18 protein-coding genes are annotated in these 21,241 nt (G+C 57.3%); 4 read left to right on the plus strand and 14 right to left on the minus strand.

Annotated elements, in window-relative coordinates:
• Window positions 1-62: 62 nt before the first annotated feature.
• Window positions 63-1,097, plus strand: coding sequence for a Gfo/Idh/MocA family protein (locus tag ABRZ26_RS04435; RefSeq protein WP_319603056.1), 1,035 nt, complete (start codon window positions 63-65; stop codon window positions 1,095-1,097).
• A 9-nt stretch (window positions 1,098-1,106) separates the two neighbouring features.
• Here ABRZ26_RS04435 and ABRZ26_RS04440 read toward each other — a convergent pair whose 3' ends face one another.
• From ABRZ26_RS04440 to ABRZ26_RS04485, 10 genes are all read right to left on the minus strand, one after another.
• Window positions 1,107-2,045, minus strand: a complete 939-nt coding sequence (locus tag ABRZ26_RS04440) for an aliphatic sulfonate ABC transporter substrate-binding protein (protein WP_319603057.1) — start codon at window positions 2,043-2,045, stop codon at window positions 1,107-1,109.
• Window positions 2,046-2,053: 8 nt separating this feature from the next.
• Complete coding sequence (locus ABRZ26_RS04445; RefSeq protein ID WP_319603058.1) at window positions 2,054-2,908, minus strand: ABC transporter substrate-binding protein; 855 nt, start codon at window positions 2,906-2,908, stop codon at window positions 2,054-2,056.
• Window positions 2,905-4,032, minus strand: a complete 1,128-nt coding sequence (locus ABRZ26_RS04450) for an LLM class flavin-dependent oxidoreductase (protein WP_319603059.1) — start codon at window positions 4,030-4,032, stop codon at window positions 2,905-2,907. The genes ABRZ26_RS04445 and ABRZ26_RS04450 overlap by 4 nt, the downstream gene beginning before the upstream one ends.
• A gap of 153 nt (window positions 4,033-4,185) precedes the next feature.
• Window positions 4,186-4,938, minus strand: a complete 753-nt coding sequence (locus tag ABRZ26_RS04455; RefSeq protein WP_319603060.1) for an SDR family NAD(P)-dependent oxidoreductase — start codon at window positions 4,936-4,938, stop codon at window positions 4,186-4,188.
• 1 nt (window position 4,939) lies between these two features.
• Window positions 4,940-6,619 carry an ABC transporter ATP-binding protein gene (locus ABRZ26_RS04460; protein ID WP_319603061.1) on the minus strand — a complete coding sequence of 560 codons (1,680 nt, stop codon included), beginning with the start codon at window positions 6,617-6,619 and terminating at the stop codon, window positions 4,940-4,942.
• Window positions 6,616-8,052 carry an NAD(P)-binding domain-containing protein gene (locus ABRZ26_RS04465; RefSeq protein ID WP_319603062.1) on the minus strand — a complete coding sequence of 479 codons (1,437 nt, stop codon included), beginning with the start codon at window positions 8,050-8,052 and terminating at the stop codon, window positions 6,616-6,618. Before ABRZ26_RS04465 ends, ABRZ26_RS04460 begins: the two co-directional genes overlap by 4 nt.
• Window positions 8,053-8,087: 35 nt before the next feature.
• On the minus strand, window positions 8,088-8,948 hold the full coding sequence (locus tag ABRZ26_RS04470; protein WP_319603063.1) for an ABC transporter permease: 861 nt from the start codon (window positions 8,946-8,948) through the stop codon (window positions 8,088-8,090).
• Complete coding sequence (locus ABRZ26_RS04475; RefSeq protein ID WP_319603064.1) at window positions 8,948-9,925, minus strand: ABC transporter permease; 978 nt, start codon at window positions 9,923-9,925, stop codon at window positions 8,948-8,950. Before ABRZ26_RS04475 ends, ABRZ26_RS04470 begins: the two co-directional genes overlap by 1 nt.
• A 32-nt stretch (window positions 9,926-9,957) precedes the next feature.
• The gene (locus ABRZ26_RS04480) at window positions 9,958-11,565 is read right to left on the minus strand and encodes an ABC transporter substrate-binding protein (RefSeq protein WP_319603065.1); all 1,608 of its coding nucleotides are present in this window, start codon (window positions 11,563-11,565) and stop codon (window positions 9,958-9,960) included.
• Window positions 11,566-11,757: 192 nt separating this feature from the next.
• Window positions 11,758-12,756, minus strand: a complete 999-nt coding sequence (locus ABRZ26_RS04485; protein ID WP_413556103.1) for a VirK/YbjX family protein — start codon at window positions 12,754-12,756, stop codon at window positions 11,758-11,760.
• 662 nt (window positions 12,757-13,418) lie between these two features.
• Here ABRZ26_RS04485 and ABRZ26_RS04490 point away from each other — a divergent pair.
• Genes ABRZ26_RS04490 through ABRZ26_RS04500 form a run of 3 tightly spaced genes read left to right on the plus strand, consistent with a single transcriptional unit; the run spans window position 13,419 to window position 16,377 of the window.
• Window positions 13,419-14,708 (plus strand): O-acetylhomoserine aminocarboxypropyltransferase/cysteine synthase family protein, encoded by a 1,290-nt coding sequence (locus ABRZ26_RS04490; protein WP_319603376.1) that lies wholly within the window; start codon window positions 13,419-13,421, stop codon window positions 14,706-14,708.
• Between the two features lie 12 nt (window positions 14,709-14,720).
• Entirely contained in the window at window positions 14,721-15,794 is a 1,074-nt protein-coding gene (locus ABRZ26_RS04495) for a homoserine O-acetyltransferase family protein (RefSeq protein WP_319603066.1), read from the plus strand.
• 22 nt (window positions 15,795-15,816) lie between these two features.
• Window positions 15,817-16,377, plus strand: a complete 561-nt coding sequence (locus tag ABRZ26_RS04500) for a YbaK/EbsC family protein (protein ID WP_319603067.1) — start codon at window positions 15,817-15,819, stop codon at window positions 16,375-16,377.
• Here ABRZ26_RS04500 and ABRZ26_RS04505 read toward each other — a convergent pair.
• The 4 genes from ABRZ26_RS04505 to ABRZ26_RS04520 form a co-directional block, all read right to left on the minus strand.
• Window positions 16,360-17,889, minus strand: a complete 1,530-nt coding sequence (locus tag ABRZ26_RS04505; protein WP_319603068.1) for a DHA2 family efflux MFS transporter permease subunit — start codon at window positions 17,887-17,889, stop codon at window positions 16,360-16,362. The genes ABRZ26_RS04500 and ABRZ26_RS04505 overlap by 18 nt on opposite strands.
• Window positions 17,890-18,063: 174 nt before the next feature.
• Window positions 18,064-19,269 carry an HlyD family secretion protein gene (locus ABRZ26_RS04510; RefSeq protein WP_319603069.1) on the minus strand — a complete coding sequence of 402 codons (1,206 nt, stop codon included), beginning with the start codon at window positions 19,267-19,269 and terminating at the stop codon, window positions 18,064-18,066.
• 1 nt (window position 19,270) lies between these two features.
• Entirely contained in the window at window positions 19,271-19,753 is a 483-nt protein-coding gene (locus ABRZ26_RS04515; protein ID WP_319603070.1) for a MarR family transcriptional regulator, read from the minus strand.
• A 499-nt stretch (window positions 19,754-20,252) separates the two neighbouring features.
• Window positions 20,253-21,233 carry an ABC transporter permease gene (locus ABRZ26_RS04520; RefSeq protein ID WP_413556101.1) on the minus strand — a complete coding sequence of 327 codons (981 nt, stop codon included), beginning with the start codon at window positions 21,231-21,233 and terminating at the stop codon, window positions 20,253-20,255.
• Window positions 21,234-21,241 lie beyond the last annotated feature (8 nt).

The following is a 21,241-nucleotide window of genomic DNA, read 5'->3' on the forward strand; positions in this document are numbered from 1 at the left end:
TCAATCATTCATGCGCGCTTTACCGCTATTGCCCATCATTATTTTAGCAACAGGAGTACCCATTGATTTCCATCGGACTTATCGGCGCCGGACGCATCGCCTCGGTGCATGCCCGTCATTTGCAGAACCACCCTTTTGCCCGCATCGTCGCCGTGGCCGATCCGCTGTCGACGCGCGCGGCGGCCATCGCGGCGCAGCATAACGCGCGCGTGCTACCGAACGCGGAAGCCATTATTGCGGCCGATGATATTGATGCCGTGATCATCGCATCCTCAACGGAAACCCATTGTCCGCTCATGCTGGCGGCAGTGCGGGCGGGTAAAAAAGTCTATTGTGAAAAGCCGCTGGCGTCCACGCTGGCGGAAGCCGGTAATACATTGCGTGAACTGGGTGAAGGACAACATCAGGTGATGGTCGGTTTTAACCGTCGCTTCGATCGTAACCATGCCGCGATACAGGCGGACATCGCGCAGGGGCGGCTTGGTCGGTTACAAACCGTGCAAATCACATCCCGCGGCCCGAACGCCGTTCCTTCCCTGGCCTATCTCCGAGTATCCGGCGGCCTGTTTTACGACAAGATGATCCATTTCTTTGACCTGGCGCGCTGGCTAACCGGAGAGGAGATAACCGAGGTTTCCGCATTCGGTTCGGTCATCGCCGACCCGGTATTTCTGGAAGCCAACGACGTGGATACCGCGATGGTCACCCTGCGCACCGCCAGCGGCGCGCTTTGCCAGATCGATAACGCACGTCGCGCCGTGTATGGCTATGATGACCGAATCGAGGTATTCGGTACCGCCGGGCTGGCGGAATCCTCGCGTATCACGGAAGGCAGCGTAATGCGCATTTTTGATGACAAGGTGCTGACGGAAGGATTGCCGAAAGATCCGATGATACGAATGGCGCCCAGCTATGCCGCCGCCATCCGGACATTTGCCCAATTTGTGCGTGATTTCGGCACGCCGAAAGCCATGGCGGTTCCCGGCGTGTATGACGGTCTGCGCGCCCAGATCATGGCCGAGGCGGCAACGCGGGCCGCCGCTGAACGCCGGATTGTGGCGCTTGAAGAGGTGGAGGCGGAGATCGGCTCTCTGTAGCCCTCCTCCTCAGGGCGCGAGGGTGACGACGTGTTGACGAATATCCGGGCGTTTGGCGATCAGTCCCTGTTGCAGATACCAGTCGGCGATGTGCTCGATATGGGCGATGGCGTCGTCATCCACCGGCGTGACCGGCACGGTGTTGACGCGGCCGAGCTGTTCCGCCAGCCCCTCGCCCAACTGCCCCATTTGCGCCGCCCAGATTTTGCCCGCCTCCAGCGGATGCGCTTTGGCCCAGGCGTTCTCCTGCTGCAACACCTCATAAATCCACGTCAGCACCTGCGGATGGGCGCGATAGAAGGTCTCGCTGACGAAATAGCCGGCGGCGTTTTCCGAACCGACTTCCTTGCCGTTGCTCAACAGCCGCGCGTCGTAGCTCTGCTGCGCCAGCGACAGGAAGGGATCCCAGACCGCCCAGGCGTCAACGTGGCCGCCGACAAAGGCGCTGCCCGTGTCCGACGGGCTGAGATAGGATTTTTGCACCTCGTTTTCCGCAATGCCGGCGCTGCTTAACGCGCGGGATAGCAGATATTCGCCGGTGCCGCCTTTGTTCACCGCCACTTTTTTACCGCGCAGGTCGTGAAGCGAACGGATATCGCTGGCATTGCGCACCACGATGCCTTCGCCGTCGGCGGGCATCGCCTGATACGCGAAGAAACGCAGCGGCGAACCGGCGGCGATGGCGGTGACGAACGCCGTGGAGCTGCCGGTGGTAAGGTCGATCGAGCCGGCGTTCAGCGCTTCATAAGCGGGCGCGGCGGCGGAGAACGGCCCCGCCCACACCACCTTGACCTGATGGGCCGCCAGCGCTTTTTCCAACGTGCCTTTTTCCTTCGCCAGCGCCAGATCGGTGGGGCCGTGCAGAAAACCGATGCGTAACGTGATGGTTTCGGCGGCGTGGGCCGCGCCGGCGCAAAGCAGCAACGCGCCAAGCGCGATGCGAGTCATCCGGGATATCATGCTGTTCTCCGATGTGAAAGCGTTAAGGCGGCGGGAATGAAACCCACCGCAAAAAGGTCGTCCGCCTGCCGCTGCTGTTCGGCGATTAGCGCGTCGTCGGCAGGCGTAATCCCCCACGGACGCGCCGCCAGACTCTGTCGCCACTCCGTCGCATGAATGGCGGGATTAAGGCGCCGAGCCAGCAAATCCGCGGCGAGGTCAATATTCTGCACAATCCAGCGATCGTTTTCCTCCAGTATTTGCACCACCCAGGCGGCGACGTCGGGATGAAGTTCCAGCCACGCCTGACGCGTCCAGAACAGCGAGCGATTGACGATCTCGTCCCCCACCGACGCCAGCGTCACGATATCCGGCGCGGCGCGGGCGCGGGTAAGCCAGGGATCAATCGCCAGCCAGCCGTCGATTTCACCGCCGAGCAGCGCGTCCAGCGCGGGCTGGCCCTGAATATCCAGCAACTGAACGTCATCGCGCTGTAAACCCTGCTTATGCAGCAGACGGGCAAGGAAATGATCGGTAAAAGACCCTACCATCGCCGCCAACCGCTTGCCGCGCAGCGAGGTCAGATCCTGCCCGGCGCGCGCCAGTAGCGCGCAACTGGCGTCGCGCGGCGGCGAACCGGCGAGATAGGCCACCGCCAGCCCCGTCGTCTGCGCGGTGATGGGCGGAGTCGACCCCGTGCCGACCACATCGACGCGGTTTGCCGCCAGCCACTCGCCGCTGCGCGCGCCCTCCTGATAATCCAGCCACTCCACCTGCCAGCCGCGCGCCGCCGCCAGCGGTTCGATCGCGGCGCGGTGACGCAGGATAAACAGCGACAAGTTATTAGGATGGCTGCCAAGACGTATTTTCATTCTGCCTTACCCCCGACCGGACGATCCCACAGGTTGCCCCAGGTAAAAATGTTATCGGCGTTATCCGCTGCCGGCGCAAGCGCCAGACGCGGCAACACCAGTTCGCTGAAACGATAGGCTTCTTCCAGCAGGGGAAACCCCGAAAGAATAAACACCTCGACGCCCGCCTCCTGATAGGCGCGCAGCGTACGTTCGACGGTTGCCGGGCTACCGACGATGGCGGTACCCGGCCCCGGCCGCACCAGACCGATGCCGGCCCACAGGCCGCTATAAATCTCCAGCTCGCGCGGGTCGGCGGGTTTTCGGTTATTGTGCAATGCGCTCATCCGCGACTGGCCGATAGAGTCGGAGCCGCTGGCGAGCTGTTGCCGCGCCTCGATAGCCTCGTCGTCCATGCTGGCGTAGAGCGCGTCGACGGCCTGCCACGCCAGTTCATCGGTTTCGCGCACGATGACGTAAAGGCGAATGCCGAACCGCAAGCGCCGCCCGTGTTTTTCAGCGCGCGCCTTAACCTGGGCGATTTTCTCCGCCGCCTGCGGCGGCGTTTCGCCCCATGACAGATAGGTATCGATGTGCTTCGCCGCGACTTCCTGCGCCGCTTCCGACGATCCGCCGAACCACAGCTGCGGCGGCGTATAGCCGCCGTTGTTCAAGGCCAGCCGGGCGTTATCGATATGCAGATGCCGCCCCTCGAAGGTGACGGTTTCCTCGGCCAGCAGCGGACGCAGCACCTGCAAAAATTCGTCGCTCAGCGCGTAGCGTTCGTCGTGGTCAAGGTGCAGTCCATAAGCGCCGAGCGTATTTTTATCCCCGCTCACCACATTGAGCAGCACCCGCCCTTTGGAAAACTGGTTGAACGTGACGGCCATCTTGGCCAGTAGCGTCGGTGAAATTAAGCCTGGCTGAATGGCGATAAGAAACTTCATCCGTTCCGTGTAGGGGATCAGCGATGCGCCCAGGATCCAGGGGTCGTGAGCGCCGGTGGCGAGCAGCGCGCCGGTAAAGCCCAGATGATCGACGGCGCGGGCGATCTGCTGAAAGTAGGCGTAGTCGACCTGACGACTGCCCGAGGCGGTCCAAGGTCGCGGGCCGTCCGGCGCCGTGAGATACCAGTATATCTCCATGCTGTCTCCCAATATGATGAAACCCGAAAGAAACACATCATTAACAAATGAGCGACAAGAGGGAAATACGCATAGTAGAAAAGCTTAGAACCCCGCCTCAAGGATTGATGATGCCGTTTTTTTAAATGGCGTGCGGCTATCCGCTCGCCGGCTTCAGGCCGTATAACCGCCGTCGACCGCCATCACCGCGCCGGTAATGAACCATGCTTCTTCACGGGCGACGAACTCGACCAGCCCGGCGATGTCTTCCGGCATAGCCAGTTTCTTGATTGCGCAGAAGGTCAGCATCTGCTGGACGCGCGGCGAATCATAGGCGCCGATCATGCCGGTCTTGGTCGGGCCGGGATTGATCAGGTTTACCGTGATGCCCTGTTCGGCATAATCATGGGCCATCGCCTTGGTCATCCCCACCAGCGCGGATTTGGTGGTGGCGTAGGCGGCGCGGCTTTGACGCGGCACGCGCACCGCATTGGTTGTGCCGATGGAAATGATGCGGCCGCCCTCTTTCATGTGACGCGCGGCCGCCTGCGCGCCGACAAAGGGGGCGCGAATATTGACGGCGATGGCTTGCTCCAGTTCATCCAGCGTCACGTCCGCCGCCAGCGCATTATTACCGAGCGCGGCATTGCTGATCAGGATATCGAGGCGGCCGAAGGTTGCCGCCACCTGGTCGATAACGGCGACCACCGCATGGGGATCGAAAGCGTCAAGCTGTAACGCCAGCGCCCGCCCCTCGGCCGCGCCCAGTTCCTGCGCCAGCGCTGCCGCCTGTTGCGCGCTTTCGTCGCGATGATGGGTGATCGCCACGATCGCCCCTTCCGCAGACAGCCGGCGCGCAATCGCTTCGCCGATCCCCCGGTTGCCGCCGGTGACGATAGCCACCCGGCCCTGCTGTTTTCCACTCATATCACTGTTCCTCGGTTAAGGGGGGAAAGAGAGAACCGGCCGCCGCCCGATAAAGCCGTCCGCCTCCCGGCGCGGACGACAGCAGCAGCCGGGTATAGGCGTGTTGCGGATTAGCGAATATCTCAGCGGTCGGCCCATACTCGACAATCTCGCCGTTCTGCATGACCGCGATCTCATCGCAAACCTGCGCCGTCACCCGCAGATCGTGGGTAATGAACACCATCGCCAGTCCCAGCTCGTCGCGCAAGCTGATCAGCAATTGCAAAACCTGCGCCTGTATCGACACGTCGAGCGCCGACACCGCCTCATCCGCCACCAGAATTTTCGGATGCAGCGCCAACGCGCGCGCAATGCCGATGCGCTGGCGCTGTCCGCCGGAAAACTCGTGCGGGAAACGGTCGGTCGCCTTCGCGTCAAGGCCGACCCGTTGCAGCAGATCGGCCACCCTCGCCAGCGCCTCGGCGCGCGGCGTACCGCGCACGGTCAGCGGTTGCGCGATAAGATCGCCGACGGTGCGACGCGGATTGAGCGAGGCGTAAGGATCCTGAAAAACCATTTGAATCTCGCCGGCATGCCGCCGCAGCTCGGCGTGCGACAAGGCGGTATAATCGAGTTCGCCCAGCCGCACCTGACCGCTATCGGGGTCGAGCAAACGCACCAGCGTGCGCGCCAGCGTCGATTTGCCGGACCCGCTTTCGCCGACGATGCCCAGCGAACGTCCGGCGGCCAGCGAAAAGCTGATGCCCCGCAGCGCCTGCACCACCCGCCCGCGGCCGAACAGCCCCGCGCTGCCGAAGGTCTTCCTGAGATCCCGCACCTCAATCAGCGGTTGCGCCTTGACGACGGCGCGGCGAGGCGGCGGCGCCATATCCGGCACCGCGTCCATCAGCGCACGGGTATAGGGATGTTCCGGCGCGCCCAGCACGCGATCCGCGCTCCCCTGCTCGACAATATGCCCCTGTTTCAGCACCACCACCCGGTCGGCGATATCGGACACCACGCCGAAATCATGGGTGATAAACAGCACCCCGGTGCCGGTGCGCTGCTGCAATTCGCGAATCAACCTGAGGATCTGCGCCTGAGTGGTCACATCCAGCGCCGTGGTGGGTTCGTCGGCAATCAGCAGATCCGGTTCGAGCGCCATCGCCATCGCGATCATCGCGCGCTGTCGCTGCCCACCGGAAAGCTGGTGCGGATAAGCCATATAGGCCTGCTCCGGCTCGGCGATATGGACGTCCTGCAACAGACTGATGACCGCCTCGCGTCTGGCGGCGCGCGACATCCGGCGATGCAGGCGGAACATTTCGCCGATCTGCGCCCCGATGCGTTTGAGCGGATTGAGCGCGGTCATCGGTTCCTGAAAGATCATGCCGATGCGCGGACCGCGGATCTTGCGCATTTCATTGCGGCGCAGGCCCAGCAGATCGACGCCTTCCAGCTCGATGCGCCCGGACTCGACACGGACGCCGGGCGGCAACAGCCCCACGATGGCGCTTGCGGTGATGGATTTTCCTGAACCGCTTTCGCCGACCACGCAGACAATCTCGTTGCGCGCCACGCTAAGGGAGACATTGTGCAACGCCAATACCCGATCGCCGCTGGCGGGCAACGTAATGGTGAGATCGGAAATCTTCAGCAGCGGCGCGGAAGTCGGATCGGATAACGCGTCGAGACGGCTCATTTTGCAGCGATCTCCCCCTGATTAGAGAGACCGGTAAACTCCGAATGCTCGAAATCCGCCAGCCCCTCAACGAACCAGGCAGCATCCTCCAGATAGAGCGATTGGACGATGCCCTCGACAATGCGGGCGCTGGAGAACGGGCAGCCGTTTATCCCGACGGCGCTCGGCCCGGCGCTGACCACCGCCGCCGGATTGGCGATGATCAGATTCGACAAGATCTTGTCTGACGCCGGCGAACGGCCTCGACATTCGAAATAAGGACCGATATAGGGATGACGGCCGATGCTCTGGTCGATGGCGTCATCGCCCAATTTCGCCGCATCGCGCCAGCGCAGAATATCGGCGGCGAGTTCCTGAAGGTAATCGACCTTGCTCAGATCAACCTCGAATCCGGTGCCGAAAATAATAAAGTCCACCCGCCGTTCCCGCCCATCCGTCAGGGCGATCACGATTTCGTCGCCTTCCTGCCACAGGGCGCGCCACCCCTGTCCCATATGCAACGCGAAGTTTTCATAGGCCTGACAGCGTTCGATCGACCAGAGCGGCGGCGGCACCGCATTTTCCATTGAGGCGCGGGCGATCTCCAGCCGCAGGTCGTCCGGCATCAGGATAAAACTGCGGAACATACCGGCGAACTCCAGATAGCGCAGCACGTTGCGTTCGGGATGCTGCCGGCGGCGGATAAACTGGTCGACCTGCGCGGCGCCCGCGTCCAGCGCCGCCGCCGCATTGTCGAGCGCGGAAGCGGAGCCGCCGATCACCGCCACGCGCTTGCCGCGCAGCGGCGCAAAGTCGAACACATCGCGGCTGTGCTTCCAAAGCGCGGGGTCAATGCCCGACATATCGAAAGGCACGCGTCCGCCGCCCGCGCCCGCCAGACCGGTCGCCGCGACCACCTTGCGCGCCACGACGCCGCGCCGCCCCTGCGGGCCGTCAAGCTCAACCCGGAAGCCGTGCGGGTGCGGCGTCAGGCTGAGTATTCTGGTGTCGTTGACGATCGGCAGAGCAAAAACGTTGCGCAGCCAGACGAGATAATCCATCCACTGTTCCTTCGGGATCAGAGTGAGCCGCGCGTACTCTTCGGCGCCGAACTGCGCTTCATACCAGGCGCGGAAGGTGGCCGAAGGAAATCCGCCGTCAGGGCCATGCAGGCGTTTATCGGTACGCAGCGACACCATGCGCGCATAGGTCACCCAGGGGCCTTCCTGTCCGGCGGAGTTTTCATCATAAAGGCGGAAATTGGCGACGCCCATCCGCAGCAGCCGGATGGCGATGGCGATCCCGGCCAGACCCGCGCCGATCAGCAAAACATCGAGAACCGGCTCGCCGCTTTCATCCGTACGCGCGCGCGGCCAAACCCGATCCGGATAAGAGAGGGTTTCGCGCTCCCATGCCAGGCGCTGCTCCAGATCTTGTAAGGCGGTGTTCATCATGCAAAGTCCTTTCATGTAACAGGTCGGCGCGCCGTTCAACGGCGGCGCAGCCTGGGATTTAATCTGTCGTTCAGTCCCTCGCCCACAATGTTGATGCACAGCACCAGCACAAAAATCGCGAGGCCGGGGACAATGGAGAGATAGGCCGCGGAACGGATCATCGGCTTGCCCTGCGCCACCATGCCGCCCCAGGAGACAATATTCGGATCGCCCAGGCCGAGAAACGACAAACCGGCCTCGATCAGCACGGCGGAAGCCACCATGACCGAGGCGATCACCACCACGGAAGAGAGGCAGTTAGGCAGAATTTCCGTAAAGATGATGCGCGCCGGATGCATACCGATCAGGCGGCAGGATTGCACGAATTCGCGCTTAGAGAGGGTCATGAATTCGCCGCGCACCAGCCGTGCCGCCGGAGGCCATGACACGATGGCGATGGCCAGGGTGATGGTGTAGACGGTGGGGGTGAAAATCACCATCAGCACGATGACAAACATGAAGCTCGGGATGGTCTGAAAAATCTCGGTAAAGCGCATTAACAGGTCATCGACCACGCCGCGCACGTAACCGGCCACGGCGCCGATCAAAATGCCCAGCAGCGTTGCCGCCGCCGTCGACGCGGTGCCGATCAGCAGCGATACGCGCGCGCCATACACCAGCATCGCCGCCACGTTGCGGCCAAGTCCGTCGGTGCCGAGCGGCAAGTCCGCGCGCACGAAAGGCGGAATCAGCGGCTCCGCCACCTGCACCCATGGCCCTGCGGGCCAGATCAGCCCGGCGCTCAGCGCCGCCAGCGTGATCAGCAGCAGGATCGCCGCGCCCGATAGCGTGACGAAACGCCAGCGCGACAGACGCGAGCGCCATCCGGTTGGGGCGATTTCGCTTGCCGTCGTCATTATTTCAGCCCTATACGCGGGTCGATCCAGTTATACAGCAGATCGACGAGAAGATTGGTCATGACCACGCAGACCGACGAGAGGAACAGAATGCCGAGCAACAGCGTCAGGTCGCGGGAAAAAATCGCATCATAGGTCAGACGCCCAAGCCCCGGCCAACTGAAAATCGTTTCGACCACCACCGATCCCCCCAGCATGCCGCCGATCTGGAGACCGAGCATGGTCAGCACCGGCAATATGGCATTCGCGCCGACATGATTGAGAAAGACGCCGATTTCGCTCATGCCCTTTGAGCGCGCGGTGCGCACATAGTCCTGCCCCATCGCTTCAATCACCGAGGAACGCATCAGCCGGGCGAAAATCGCCAGGTAGAACACCGCCAGCGTTAGCGCCGGCAAAACCAGATGCTTCGCCACATCCAGCCATTGCGCATAAATATCGCCGCGCATCCCGATGGTTTTCATGCCGCCGGAAGGCAGCCAGCCCAGATGGATGGTAAACAGCAGGATCAGCAACAATCCGAGCCAGAACAGCGGCGTCGCATAGCCCAGCAGCGCCAGCAGCGAGATCACCGTATCAAGCGGTTTTCCGGCATGGCTGCCGGCGATCATGCCCAACAGCGCGCCGACCACGAAGGCGATGCCGATCGCCACGCCCATCAGCAGCAGGGTCGCCGGCAGGCGTTCCATGACGGCATCCAGCACCGGCATATGCCGGGTGAAGGAGTAACCGAGATCGAACGTCAGCAGATTTCGCACATAGCTGACGAACTGCATCAACAGCGGCTGGTCGAGACCATATTGCCTGCGCAGTTGATCGGCGAACCCGGCGTCGCCGCCGCCGTCGAGCCCGGCCATCACGTCGGCCATATCGCCGGGCGCCAGATTCAGCACCACGAAATTGACCACCACGATGCCGACCACGATCAGTATCGCCTGGCATACCCGCCGCACGAGGAAAATGAGATATTCAGGCATAGCGCACCTGCATCGGTTGAATACCCGCCTGCTCAACCATCGATATAGGCGGTCGAGAAGCTGCCGCCGAAGCCGAACGGACTGTTCTCGGTATTCTTCAGCCGCTTGTTCTTGACCGCGAAATAAGGAACGTCGGCAATCGGCAGGATCGGCAAATCGGTCGCCGCCAGCGCCTGAAAGCGATGGAACAGCGCCACTCGCTTCTGCGGATTCGGCTCCGCCGCCGCCGCTTCCAGGATGGCGTCCATTTCCGCATTGGCATAGCCGGAACCATTCGAGAACGGCACGCCGGGGATGATGTTTTTCGACCAGAAAAAGCGCTGCACGCCGATAGTCGGGTCCGTCAGCGCCGAAGCGCCGGCAAACGTCAGGTCGAAGTCGTAATCGCTATAAATGCGGCGGTAATAGGTGGCGATATCGCCCGAACGGATGTTCAGCTCCACCCCGATCACGGCGAAAGCCTGCTTCATATAGGCCGCCGCCGCAGAATAAAGATCGCCGCTCGGCAGGGGATCGATGGTCAGACTGAGGCGTTTGCCCCGCGAGTCGGGCTTGAATCCGGCCTCGTCCAGCAGCGCTTTGGCCTGCTGCGGATCGAAACCGTAGGTCGGCACGTCCGCGGTGTAGAAGGTTTTCATCGTCGCCGGCACCGGCCCGGTCGCCGCCGTGCCGAAGCCGAAATAGACGTTCTTCAGCATGAAATCCCGATCGAGCGCATGGAGCAGCGCCCGACGCACCCGCACGTCCTGAAGATAGGGGCGGCGCAGATTTACCTCGACGAAATTATTGTTGCCGAAGGCTTCATAACCGGTTTCCGGTATCTCGATATAGGGCAGCGCCGCCAGCCGGCGCGCATCGGCCATCGAGACCGGAATGCCGCCGGCGGCATCGACTTCCTGCGCTTCAAAAGCGACGGCGCGGGCCGAGCTGTCCTGCACCAGCAACGCGACGATCTGATCGGCATAGGGTTCATCCTTGGCCCAATAGTCGGGGTTCTTTTCCAGCAGGATATATTCGCCCTGTTTCCATTCGACGAAACGATACGGGCCGGAGCCGACCGGCGCCGTATTGGCCGGATTCTTCAGAATATCGGTGCCTTGATAGATATGGCTGGGTACCACCTGCGCCTCGGCGGCGAAGAGCGCATTCATCACGAAAGCCGAGGGTCGGGAGAAATGGAATACGCTGGTAAGCGCGTCCGGCGTATCGACGCGTTCAAGGGCCGCATAGGTGGAACGTCCGCGCGAATGGAATTTCTTCCACACCTCCAGCGCGGAAAACGCCACGTCGGCCGAGGTGATGGGCTGTCCGTCATGCCACTTTAATCCCTCGCGCAGCACGATGGTCAGGGTTTTGGCATCCTCCGACATGGCGACCGATGTCGCCATACGCGGATGCGGCGCCATATTCTGGTCGTATTCCACCAGACCGTCGAAGATTTTGGGTGAAATCAGCGCGGTCTGCCCGGCCGAACTGACCGCGCTGACCAGCACGGTGGGCTGGTTGAGGAACACGCGGATGGTGCCGCCTTTTACCGGCGTCGCCGTCTGGGCGAAAACGCTTGTCGACCAGCCGCCCAGCGCCGAGCAGAGCGTGGCCGCCCCCGCGCTCAATACAAATGACCTACGTGAGATCTCCACCTAATAATTTCCCTGCTAATCAATTTCATCAGGCGACGATTGTAGGTGGCGGAATCAGCCCTGTTCAATGGCTTTTCAATCAATGTTTATACAAATTACGTCTTTTTATATCACATAACTGAAATAACAATTAACAAAATGGAAATAACACAACAACATTAACAGCCCGCGCGATGCGACAAATCAGTCGCCCTACGGCCAATCCCCTGCGTCGTCAGGCGAGTGTGAAGATTGACGTTCCTCGCCGGAGAAACATTCGGACATCGCGCAATCCAGTTCATCAAGCAACTGATAACGCCGACGGTACTCAGCGCGCTTCTTGCTGGCGATGCTTTCAATCGGCTTACGCGCAATGCGCAGCGGCAGTTGAAAATAGCCGCAAGTCATTTGTCGACCGCCGATAGATAACCAGAATTGATCATAGTCGGCGTGAAGCTCGTCTTTCTTCTTATGGTGATAACGCCAGTTCTGATAAATATGGCCGGCATTATCCACAGCGATAATTTGGTTAATGCCAAGATAATGTCCTAATGAACAAATTCCCTCGAGCGCCAGTCGTTTGGGAAAGAGTCCATAGCATGCTTTGGTCGCCTGATGAATTTCAGCATGAGGAACATGTTTATCCGCGCCCTGCAAACCGCCGATGAATATCGTGGGCTGTTGGCAATAATTCATCAGGGTAAAGGTAATTTTCGCTAAAACGACGCCGTTGGCGTCACAGGCTGATAAAGTGACTTCCCCCTCTTTATTCAGGTGATCGATGGAGGATATTTTCAGCATCACCTCATTACCCTGTTTATCTAACGCTTTTGCAACCACCACAGGATCTTCATTTAAACATGCCACCAGCAAATTCAAAGGCATGCGTTGCGCTATCAGGGCGTAGTGATCGCGTAACGCAAATAAGCCTTCAAGTTTGCTCATTTTCGCCGTCAGGTAGGGACGATGTAACTTACAGGGCAAGTTGGGTTGCGCCTGGAGGATCTGTTCCATCAGAAAATTGGAGGCCAACGTATCTGCAAGACCGGTGGTGATACGCCAACAAAATAACGAACGGCATAGAAATTTCAGGCGGAAAAGACTTTTTTTCCATGGTTTTCCCGGTATGAATTCGCCATTAATTAATGACATCATTAATTGCCGACCGTTAGCGATGCTATTTTTTTGCAGAGGAGCCACTATTTGAGACACGATAAAAACCTTGTGATATTAAATATGATGCGTAGATAATGAGATAAAGCCAATCAATCAAAAAAACTGGCTATTAAATTCATATTCGAATCATATTATTCGGCGCATCCAATCATGCATAATAATAGCCAACGTCTTTAGCGCTTATTAAAAACTGAATTTAACAAGGAATAATGAAGAAACCATCAAGATTTGGTCAAGCCGGCGTAATATCGCAGGGCGACCGCACGAGTGTTGATTTTTTGTCATTCCCGGCGGGAATCAGTCAATGACGGTCTACGGTTTCAGTAAGCGATCCCCGCCTACTGCCGCGGGGATGACGAGGTTATTGGCGGAGACGACAGGGTTATTGGCGGAGATGACGGGGAGATGGCGGGAATGCGCCCTAAAAGCGGGTATCAGATCGTATTTGAACGCAATATCAAAGTATTGATAACCGAATGGTTAATTTATGTTCGTAATCTTGCCCTGCGTAATATCGCTATTAGCACGCCTGAGCGGAAATAGAAATAGAGAGGAATAATAATGACGTGCGCGCGTTAAAAAAGCATAGAACGAAAGTAACAATCAATATCCCTTTTAGTCAGTTAACAAATAATCCCGGCTATGTTTACCTGATGCTCTCATTCTCTCACTTCTATTGAGAAAATTTTATGGCATCCCTGAAATTCGAGACCTTGCAACTTCATGCCGGCCAGGAGCCGGATCCCACGACCGGCGCGCGGGCGGTGCCTATTTATCAGACCACCTCTTACGCTTTCGAGAATGCCCAGCAGGGCGCCGATCGGTTTGCATTGCGTGAATTCGGCAATATCTATACCCGAATCCAAAATCCCACCACCGATGTGTTCGAAAAGCGTATCGCCGCGCTGGAAGGCGGCGTCGCCGCATTGGCGGTGGCATCCGGTCAGGCCGCGCAATTTATCGCGCTGAACAATATCTTGCAGGCCGGCGACAATTTCATCTCCTCCCCTTCTTTGTACGGCGGCACCTGGACGCAGTTCAATCTCTCGTTTAAGCGCCTGGGCGTGGAAGCGCGTATCGCCGCGGATGACAATGCGAAAAGCTTTGAAAGCCTGATCGATGAAAACACTAAAGCGATCTATCTTGAAACCATCGGCAATCCGCGCTTGAGTTTCCCTGATTTCGACCAGTTCGCCGAGCTGACGCAAAAATATAACCTGCCGCTGGTGGTGGACAATACCTTTGCCGCCGGCGGCTACCTGTTTCGTCCCCTTGAGCATGGCGCGCATGTGGTGGTGGAGTCCGCCACCAAATGGATCGGCGGGCATGGCAACAGCATCGGCGGCGTGATCGTGGATGGCGGCAACTATCCGTGGGGCAACGGCAAATTCCCGCAATTCTCGACGCCGTCGGAAGCCTATCACGGTCTGGTGTATAACGAGGCTTTCGGCCCCGGCAGCGAGTTGGGCAACATTCAGTTTATTATCCGCGCCAGAGTCGAAGGGCTGCGTGATTTCGGCCCGTCGCTGTCGCCTTTTAACGCCTTCCTGCTGTTGCAAGGGCTGGAAACGCTCTCGCTGCGCGTCGAACGCCATGTGAGTAACGCGTTGGAACTGGCCCGCTGGCTGGAACAACATCCGGAAGTGGAAAGCGTGAACTATCCGGGGTTGCCCGCCAGCCCGGCATACGATATTGCCCATAAATACCTGAAAAATGGATTCGGCAGCATACTGTCCGTGGAAGTCAAAGGCGGTAAGGCGCGCGCCAGTCGTTTTATCGACGGCCTGCGGCTGATTACCCATCTGGCGAATGTCGGCGACGCGAAGACCTTGATTATCCAGCCCTCGGCCACCACGCATCAGCAGTTGAGCGATGAGCAGCAAATCGCCGCCGGGGTGACGCCCGCCGGACTGCGGTTTTCGGTCGGGATTGAGCATATTGACGATCTGAAGTCGGATATCGAACAGGCGTTCAACGCCAGTAAATAATCTGACAAGCCTATGATGACGCGCCATCACTTTCATTCGGCTTCCCCCTTTCCGCTGGAGAACGGTTCGTTTCTTCAGGGGATTGATATCGTTTTTCACACCAGCGGGACGCTGAATGCGGACCGCTCCAATGTGATATGGGTTTGTCATGCGCTGACGGGAAGTTCGGATGTGACCGCCTGGTGGCCCGGACTGGTCGGCCCCGGCAAATGCTTTGATCCCGAACGCTGGTTCATCATCTGCGCCAATGTTCCCGGCTCGCCCTATGGTTCAACCAGCCCGCAAAGTCTTAACCCGTCGACCAGCAGACCTTATCTGCATGATTTTCCGCCCATAACCATCCGGGATATGGTCTTCGCCCACAGTCTGCTCGCCGATTATCTGGGCATAGACTGCATTTTTTTACTTATCGGCGGCTCCATGGGCGGGCAGCAGGCGCTGGAATGGGCCATCAGCGAGCCCCGGCGGATACGGCAAATGGCGCTGTTATCCGCCAATGCCGTCAGCTCGCCCTGGGCGATCGCCTTCAATGAAAGCCAGCGGCTGGCCCTGCTGGCCGATAAAACCTTTGACGGCATCGATCCTAACGGCGGGATGGCCGGCTTGCAGGCCGCCAGAAGTATCGCCCTGTTATCCTATCGCTGTTTCGACACCTACCTTCATACCCAGCGAAGCCACGATCGGCATAAGCTGGATAGTTTTCCGGCCGCGAGCTACCAACGTCATCAGGGCGAAAAATTTATCCGGCGATTCGACGCCTATTGTTACTGGTGCCTGCTTTATGCCCTGGACACCCACAATATCGGCAGAAAGCGAAGTAATCCGCAGCGCGTGCTGAGAAACATCGCGGCAAAAACCCTGATTATCGGGATCGGGTCGGACATTCTCTTCCCCATCCGAGAACAACGATACCTGGCGCAACATATAAAGGGTGCGCAGTTTGCTGAAATTGACTCGCTCTACGGACATGACGGGTTTCTGACCGAAACGCCGACGCTGGAAAAACACATTTCGCAATTTTTATATGGCAAAAACATGACCGCCTCGTCCCCGCCGGACCGCGCGCGACAAGCAGAACACGATTAACCGACGCAGAAAGGTGCAATTAATGACGCAAAACAACCGCCCGGCGATAAGTCCATTCACGCCGGCTCATCAGGAAGCAATCATCGATCCCCAACGGTTGCAAGATAGGATCCCCGCCCATGTGCTGCAACAGATCACGCCTTTATCGCTTCAGGCTTTTATCGTCGACAGCGAGGCCTCCGATACGCGCGTTTTCTGCGAGCGCTACGGGTATCCGCCGGCATCCTGCGCCAACACGCTGATACTGAAATTTAAAAAGAACGGCCTGGAGGCCTACGCCGCCGCGGTCTCCACGGGCGCACAACGTCTGGACATCAACGGCGCGATAAAACAATTGCTGGCGGCGCAACGTATTTCCTTTGCCCGCACGGAGAGATCCACCGAGCTGACCGGCATGGTTCCCGGCGGGATTACGGTTTTCGGCCTGCCCGCCGACTGGCCGCTGCTGATTGATAATCAGGTGTTACGTCAACCCGTGCTCATCATGGGCGGCGGAACCCGCGAGGTGAAGCTGCTGGTCCCCTCTTCCGTGCTGGCCGCCCTTCCCAATGTCTTAACCGGCGATTTAGCCCTGCCGGACTGAGGCGTGCGGATCTTCAGACATAAACGGCGGCTTTGCCAGCCAGATAATGATGACCAACAGAAAAAAGGCCGCGCCCAAAAAGGTGAAATAGTCGATGGTAGACAACATATAGGCCTGTTTTTCCACGATGGAATCGATGCGGGCAAGGCTTTCCTGGCTCGCTCCGCCGAGTTTATTAAAATAATCAATGGCGTTTGGCGAATAGGGCGTGACATGTTCCGACAAATTGGCATGATGCATTGATTCATTCCGTTTCCAGATCCACGTCGTCAGCGATGAGGCGAAACTGCCGCCCAGCACTCGCAAAAAGGTTGCCAGCCCGGATCCTTCGGCAATATCTGCGCCCTTTAAATTGGACAGTAGAATAGTGGTAAGCGGCATAAACAGGAACGCAACGCCTATTCCCATAAAGAGTTGCACCTGCGCAATATGGCTATAATCCACATCCGTATTGAACCTGGCGCGCATAAAACATGACGCGCCAATCACTAAAAATGAGATCGTAGACAACCAACGCAGATCGACCTTGTTGGCATACTTTCCAATAAGCGGAGAAAGAACGAGGGGGAGTATTCCCATCGGCGCGGCGGCGAGACCGGCCCAAATGGCGGTATACCCCATCTGGGTTTGAAGCCATTGCGGTAAAAGTAAATTTATCGCGAAGAACCCAGAAAAACTCAGCACCAGAGAGACGGTTCCAAAGGTAAAATTACGGTCGGCGAATAACCTTAAATTAACGATCGGATTATTGTCCGTCCATTCCCAGATCAAAAAGGCGACGATGGCGATGGCGGAAATAATTGAAAAGGTCACGATAAACGGTGACTCGAACCAGTCCGCATCGTTCCCCTTATCCAGAACGATTTGCAAGCAGCCGACGCCAATCACCAGAAACGCAATGCCGATATAATCAACAGGCACCTTACTCGTTTTTTCGACGCGTCCTTTTAGCTGGCGCCAGACAACAATAGTGGCGAATATACCGATAGGGACATTAATGTAAAATATCCACGGCCATGAATAACTGTCGGTCAACCATCCCCCGGTAATAGGGCCGACTATCGGCGCAACGACCGTTACCATGGCGAGAATGGATAATGCCATACTGCGCTTGGCCCGCGGAAAAATGACCAGCAGCAATGTCTGACACATGGGAAATAACGGTCCGGCAAAGAATCCCTGTAATGCCCGGAAAATCACTAATTCCGTCATGGAATGCGCGAAACCACAAAGAAAAGACGTTAAGGTAAACAAGGCCACGGATATAATAAAAAGCCGGAGCTCGCCGAATATCCGGGTAAGCCAGCCGGTGATCGGAAGCGCGATAGCATTACATACGGCAAAGGACGTGATGACCCATGTTCCCTGTTCAGAGCTGACGCCCAGATTCCCGGCGATGGTCGGCAAGGCGACATTCGCGATCGTGGAATCAAGCACCTGCATAAATGTCGCCAGCGATAAGGCCAGGGTGGCAAGAAAAAGACTGGGGGGCGTATAAGTCGAATCGGCCATATCAAACCTTCTCTCTTATCTGTCCGATAATGAATATGAACTCGCTAGCGAATGGCTCAGGGTATAAACGCATAAAGCGATTCAGCTTTCCCGATTTTATTTCTTGCTGTGGAAGTCGCCGTTTTTAATCAAAAGCGCTTATCCGGCATAATTAATCCTTATGCCGGCCTTTAATCATTGTTGACTATTCGGCAGGGAAATCCCGTTGGCATGTAAAATGCCATCGACTATTTGGTCCGCTTCTTTCAGCGCGTTATCATAAACGTCGGTCGTGTAGCGCGGCGCTTCATTGACGGCCGTCGGTAATAAAGATCCGCTTTCCTCATGCAGATCAACCGTGGCCTCCATGGATAATCCCACTCTTAAAGGATGAGAATCCAGATATTGCGGTTCGAGCTTTATTTTAACAGGCAAGCGCTGCACTATTTTTATCCAGTTTCCGCTGGCGTTTTGCGCCGGTAATAATGCGAATGCGGAACCGGTGCCGATGCCAAGGCTCTCAATCGTGCCGCGGTATTTCACATCGTCGCCGTAAAGATCCGACGTCAGAGTCACTTTCTGGCCGATTTTCATATGCGACATCTGGTTCTCCTTGAAATTGGCGTCAACCCAGACGGCATTTAACGGCACAATGGAAAGCAGATTGCCGCCGGCGTCGACCCGGCTGCCCAGTTGTACTCCTCGTTTGGCGATATAGCCGCTGACCGGCGCGACAAGGACAGTGCGGGCATGATCCAGATACTTTTGTTTGAAATTGGCGATGGCGCTCTTTATTTCCGGATGCTGCGCCATGATGGTGCCATCCGTCATCGCAAGATTCGTTTTAAGCGCTTCGCGAGCGGAATCCAATTCTTTGCGGCGGGTTTCCAGCGTTTCCTGATAGTGGGCCAGATCCTCTCTCGATATGGCGCCGGAATTCAGCAGGTTTTTCCGTCGGTTATAATCATTCAACGCTTGTTTATAGGCAACTTCCTTAGCCTCCGCCTGAGCTTTGTAATTATCGCTGGTACTGTATAATCCCCTTACCTGCCGCACGACACTGGCAAGGTTGGCTTCGGCGCTTTCGCGTTGAATCAGGGTTTCACTGCCGTCGAGTCTGACGATCGTCTCGCCTTTTTTGACGAAATCGCCGTCGTCGGCATAAATTTCAGAGACCGTACCCGCCACTTGCGGCGACAGGATAACAAGATTGCCATTCACATAAGCGTTATCCGTCGTTTCGTAATATTTGGCATACAACTGATAATAAAAATAATAGGCGATGCCGGAAAGAATAATGAGGGCAACCAGCAGCAATAAACCTGTTTTCCTTTTCTTTTTCTGCGCGATATCTTTGCCGATATCGCTCTCTTGGGCGTCTTCGCCATCTTCGCTCTTCATCCTAACTATTCCCCTTGCGATTTTTCATTCGGGAAGCCAGATAGTCAGCAGGAAGCAACCTGGTAAGCAACGATTTCAATTGGCTGACTTCGTTTGGCGTCAGTTGTTGCGTTAGCCGCTCGTTAATACCTGGCGTCTGTTTGTTATCAATTATTTGCTGACAAACCGTTATTCCTTCAGGCGTCAACCATAATTTCGCTCTGCGTCGGTCGCTGGAATCAACCTTACGTGCAACCAATCCTTTAGCGACCAGCCTCGCGAGCATTCTGGCTACGCCGCCCGTATCCATGTCGAGCGTTTCCGCCAGCCCTATCGGCGTATCGCACACACCTTTGTAAAGGGATGCCAGAACCTTGAGTTGAGCGGCCGTGACATTAAAATCTTTGCCCTGCTCATTCAGCACCTTGTCTTTATAGAGGCTCGCCAAATGGAGCAAATGAATCAATGTGAGAGGTAAGTCCTGTTCATTCTTGTCTCGCCCCATGCGCTAACCTTATTATATTGATTTTAAAAGTTTATTTTTTATTTGGCGCTTTACTTCGGCGCTATTGCCAAAATTACTGTCCAGACAGTAATCTGTCAATGAGGTTATGGAATAGCCGCATTATTTCCTAAAGGATGATGAATAATGAGCTGGCTGACGGACCTTCAGGTACAGGAAATGGCGCTGGAAAAAGTAAGACTATCTGGGAGGAACGCTGATTTAGCGTAACGACTGTCTGGTGGAACTGACGGCAGCGGGTCGGCACTTTCTCGATCAGGCGCGCAGCATACTGCCAGATTGATGATGCCACTCTAAGCATGCGGCGTGCGTGCTGAAACCTGTAGTTTCTCAAGTCAAAGCCACTTCACCACGGCGCTTAAAAACCTGACCGGGCTAAACCCATACAAATGGCGGCAACTGCATCGTCAGTAGTGATATGGCCGGAGATACCGGCGCGTGCTCTACCTTCACGCACCGCACCGGATAGCCTCCGCTCTGTTTATGCCCGCGCCCTGGACTTAACGCTTTCCAGCATCACGGCGACGATAATGATCACCCCTTTTACCACCTGCTGGTTATAGCCGGAAATATTCATTAAATTCATCAGGTTGGAGATAATACTCAGGATCAGCACGCCGATAATGGTATTAACCACCGTGCCGCGTCCTCCCGCCAGGCTGGCGCCGCCCACCACCACCGCGGCGATCACATCCAGTTCGAAGCCGATGGACATCACCGGCGACCCCACGCCCGTGCGGGTGGAGGCCAGCACGCCGGCCAGACCGCACGCCAGGCCGCTCAGGGCATAGACGGCGAATTTATACCAATCCACCCTGACGCCGGCAAAGCGGGTGGCGGTTTCATTGGAGCCGATAGACACCACCAGACGGCCAAACACCGTGTAGCGATACACAAAATGCGCCAGCAGCGCAAAAGCGATAAATACATAAACCGGCAACGGCAATCCCAACAGGTAGCCGGTGCCGAAATTGACATAGGCCACATCGTCAATAAAAACCGGCTGCCCTTTGGCGGCGATCAACGCCACGCCGCGGGCGATGGTCATCATGGCCAGCGTGGCGATAAACGGGGCGATATTGAAAAAGGTCACCAGACTCCCGGCGGCAGCGCCCACCAGCGTGGCGATACCGGCCCCGGCGATAATCGCCGGCATCAACCCGATTTCCGGGATTAGCAGCGCCACCGCCACCGAGACCAGCGCCATAATCGACCCAACGGAAAGGTCGATGCCGCCGGTCAGGATCACGAACAGCATGCCGATGGCCGCCAACCCGAGCGGCACGCTCTGCCTTAAGACATTGGTAATATTTTCCGGCGTGTAAAAACGGTCGGATAAAAAATTGGCTACGATCAACATGACGAAAAACACCAACAGCGTCGAGTTGTTGGCAAAAAAATGCAACGTCTTGCTCCGCAATGCGAAACCCGAATTTTTTGTCGAGTCTTTTACCGTTTCCATAATCTTTC

Source organism: Brenneria sp. L4-2C, from assembly GCF_040240335.1.
Taxonomy (GTDB): Bacteria; Pseudomonadota; Gammaproteobacteria; order Enterobacterales; family Enterobacteriaceae; genus Brenneria.

What these genes read in the sequence shown, in the direction of transcription:
- ABRZ26_RS04515 (WP_319603070.1), bottom strand. Translation starts at nt 19,753, where the DNA reads ATGGGGCGAGACAAGAATGAACAGGACTTACCTCTCACATTGATTCAT.
- ABRZ26_RS04465 (WP_319603062.1), bottom strand. Translation starts at nt 8,052, where the DNA reads ATGATGAACACCGCCTTACAAGATCTGGAGCAGCGCCTGGCATGGGAG.
- ABRZ26_RS04455 (WP_319603060.1), bottom strand. Translation starts at nt 4,938, where the DNA reads ATGAGTGGAAAACAGCAGGGCCGGGTGGCTATCGTCACCGGCGGCAAC.
- ABRZ26_RS04450 (WP_319603059.1), bottom strand. Translation starts at nt 4,032, where the DNA reads ATGGAGATATACTGGTATCTCACGGCGCCGGACGGCCCGCGACCTTGG.
- ABRZ26_RS04505 (WP_319603068.1), bottom strand. Translation starts at nt 17,889, where the DNA reads ATGGCCGATTCGACTTATACGCCCCCCAGTCTTTTTCTTGCCACCCTG.
- ABRZ26_RS04475 (WP_319603064.1), bottom strand. Translation starts at nt 9,925, where the DNA reads ATGCCTGAATATCTCATTTTCCTCGTGCGGCGGGTATGCCAGGCGATA.
- ABRZ26_RS04470 (WP_319603063.1), bottom strand. Translation starts at nt 8,948, where the DNA reads ATGACGACGGCAAGCGAAATCGCCCCAACCGGATGGCGCTCGCGTCTG.
- ABRZ26_RS04495 (WP_319603066.1), top strand. Translation starts at nt 14,721, where the DNA reads ATGATGACGCGCCATCACTTTCATTCGGCTTCCCCCTTTCCGCTGGAG.
- ABRZ26_RS04445 (WP_319603058.1), bottom strand. Translation starts at nt 2,908, where the DNA reads ATGAAAATACGTCTTGGCAGCCATCCTAATAACTTGTCGCTGTTTATC.
- ABRZ26_RS04520 (WP_413556101.1), bottom strand. Translation starts at nt 21,233, where the DNA reads ATGGAAACGGTAAAAGACTCGACAAAAAATTCGGGTTTCGCATTGCGG.
- ABRZ26_RS04460 (WP_319603061.1), bottom strand. Translation starts at nt 6,619, where the DNA reads ATGAGCCGTCTCGACGCGTTATCCGATCCGACTTCCGCGCCGCTGCTG.
- ABRZ26_RS04440 (WP_319603057.1), bottom strand. Translation starts at nt 2,045, where the DNA reads ATGACTCGCATCGCGCTTGGCGCGTTGCTGCTTTGCGCCGGCGCGGCC.
- ABRZ26_RS04500 (WP_319603067.1), top strand. Translation starts at nt 15,817, where the DNA reads ATGACGCAAAACAACCGCCCGGCGATAAGTCCATTCACGCCGGCTCAT.
- ABRZ26_RS04510 (WP_319603069.1), bottom strand. Translation starts at nt 19,269, where the DNA reads ATGAAGAGCGAAGATGGCGAAGACGCCCAAGAGAGCGATATCGGCAAA.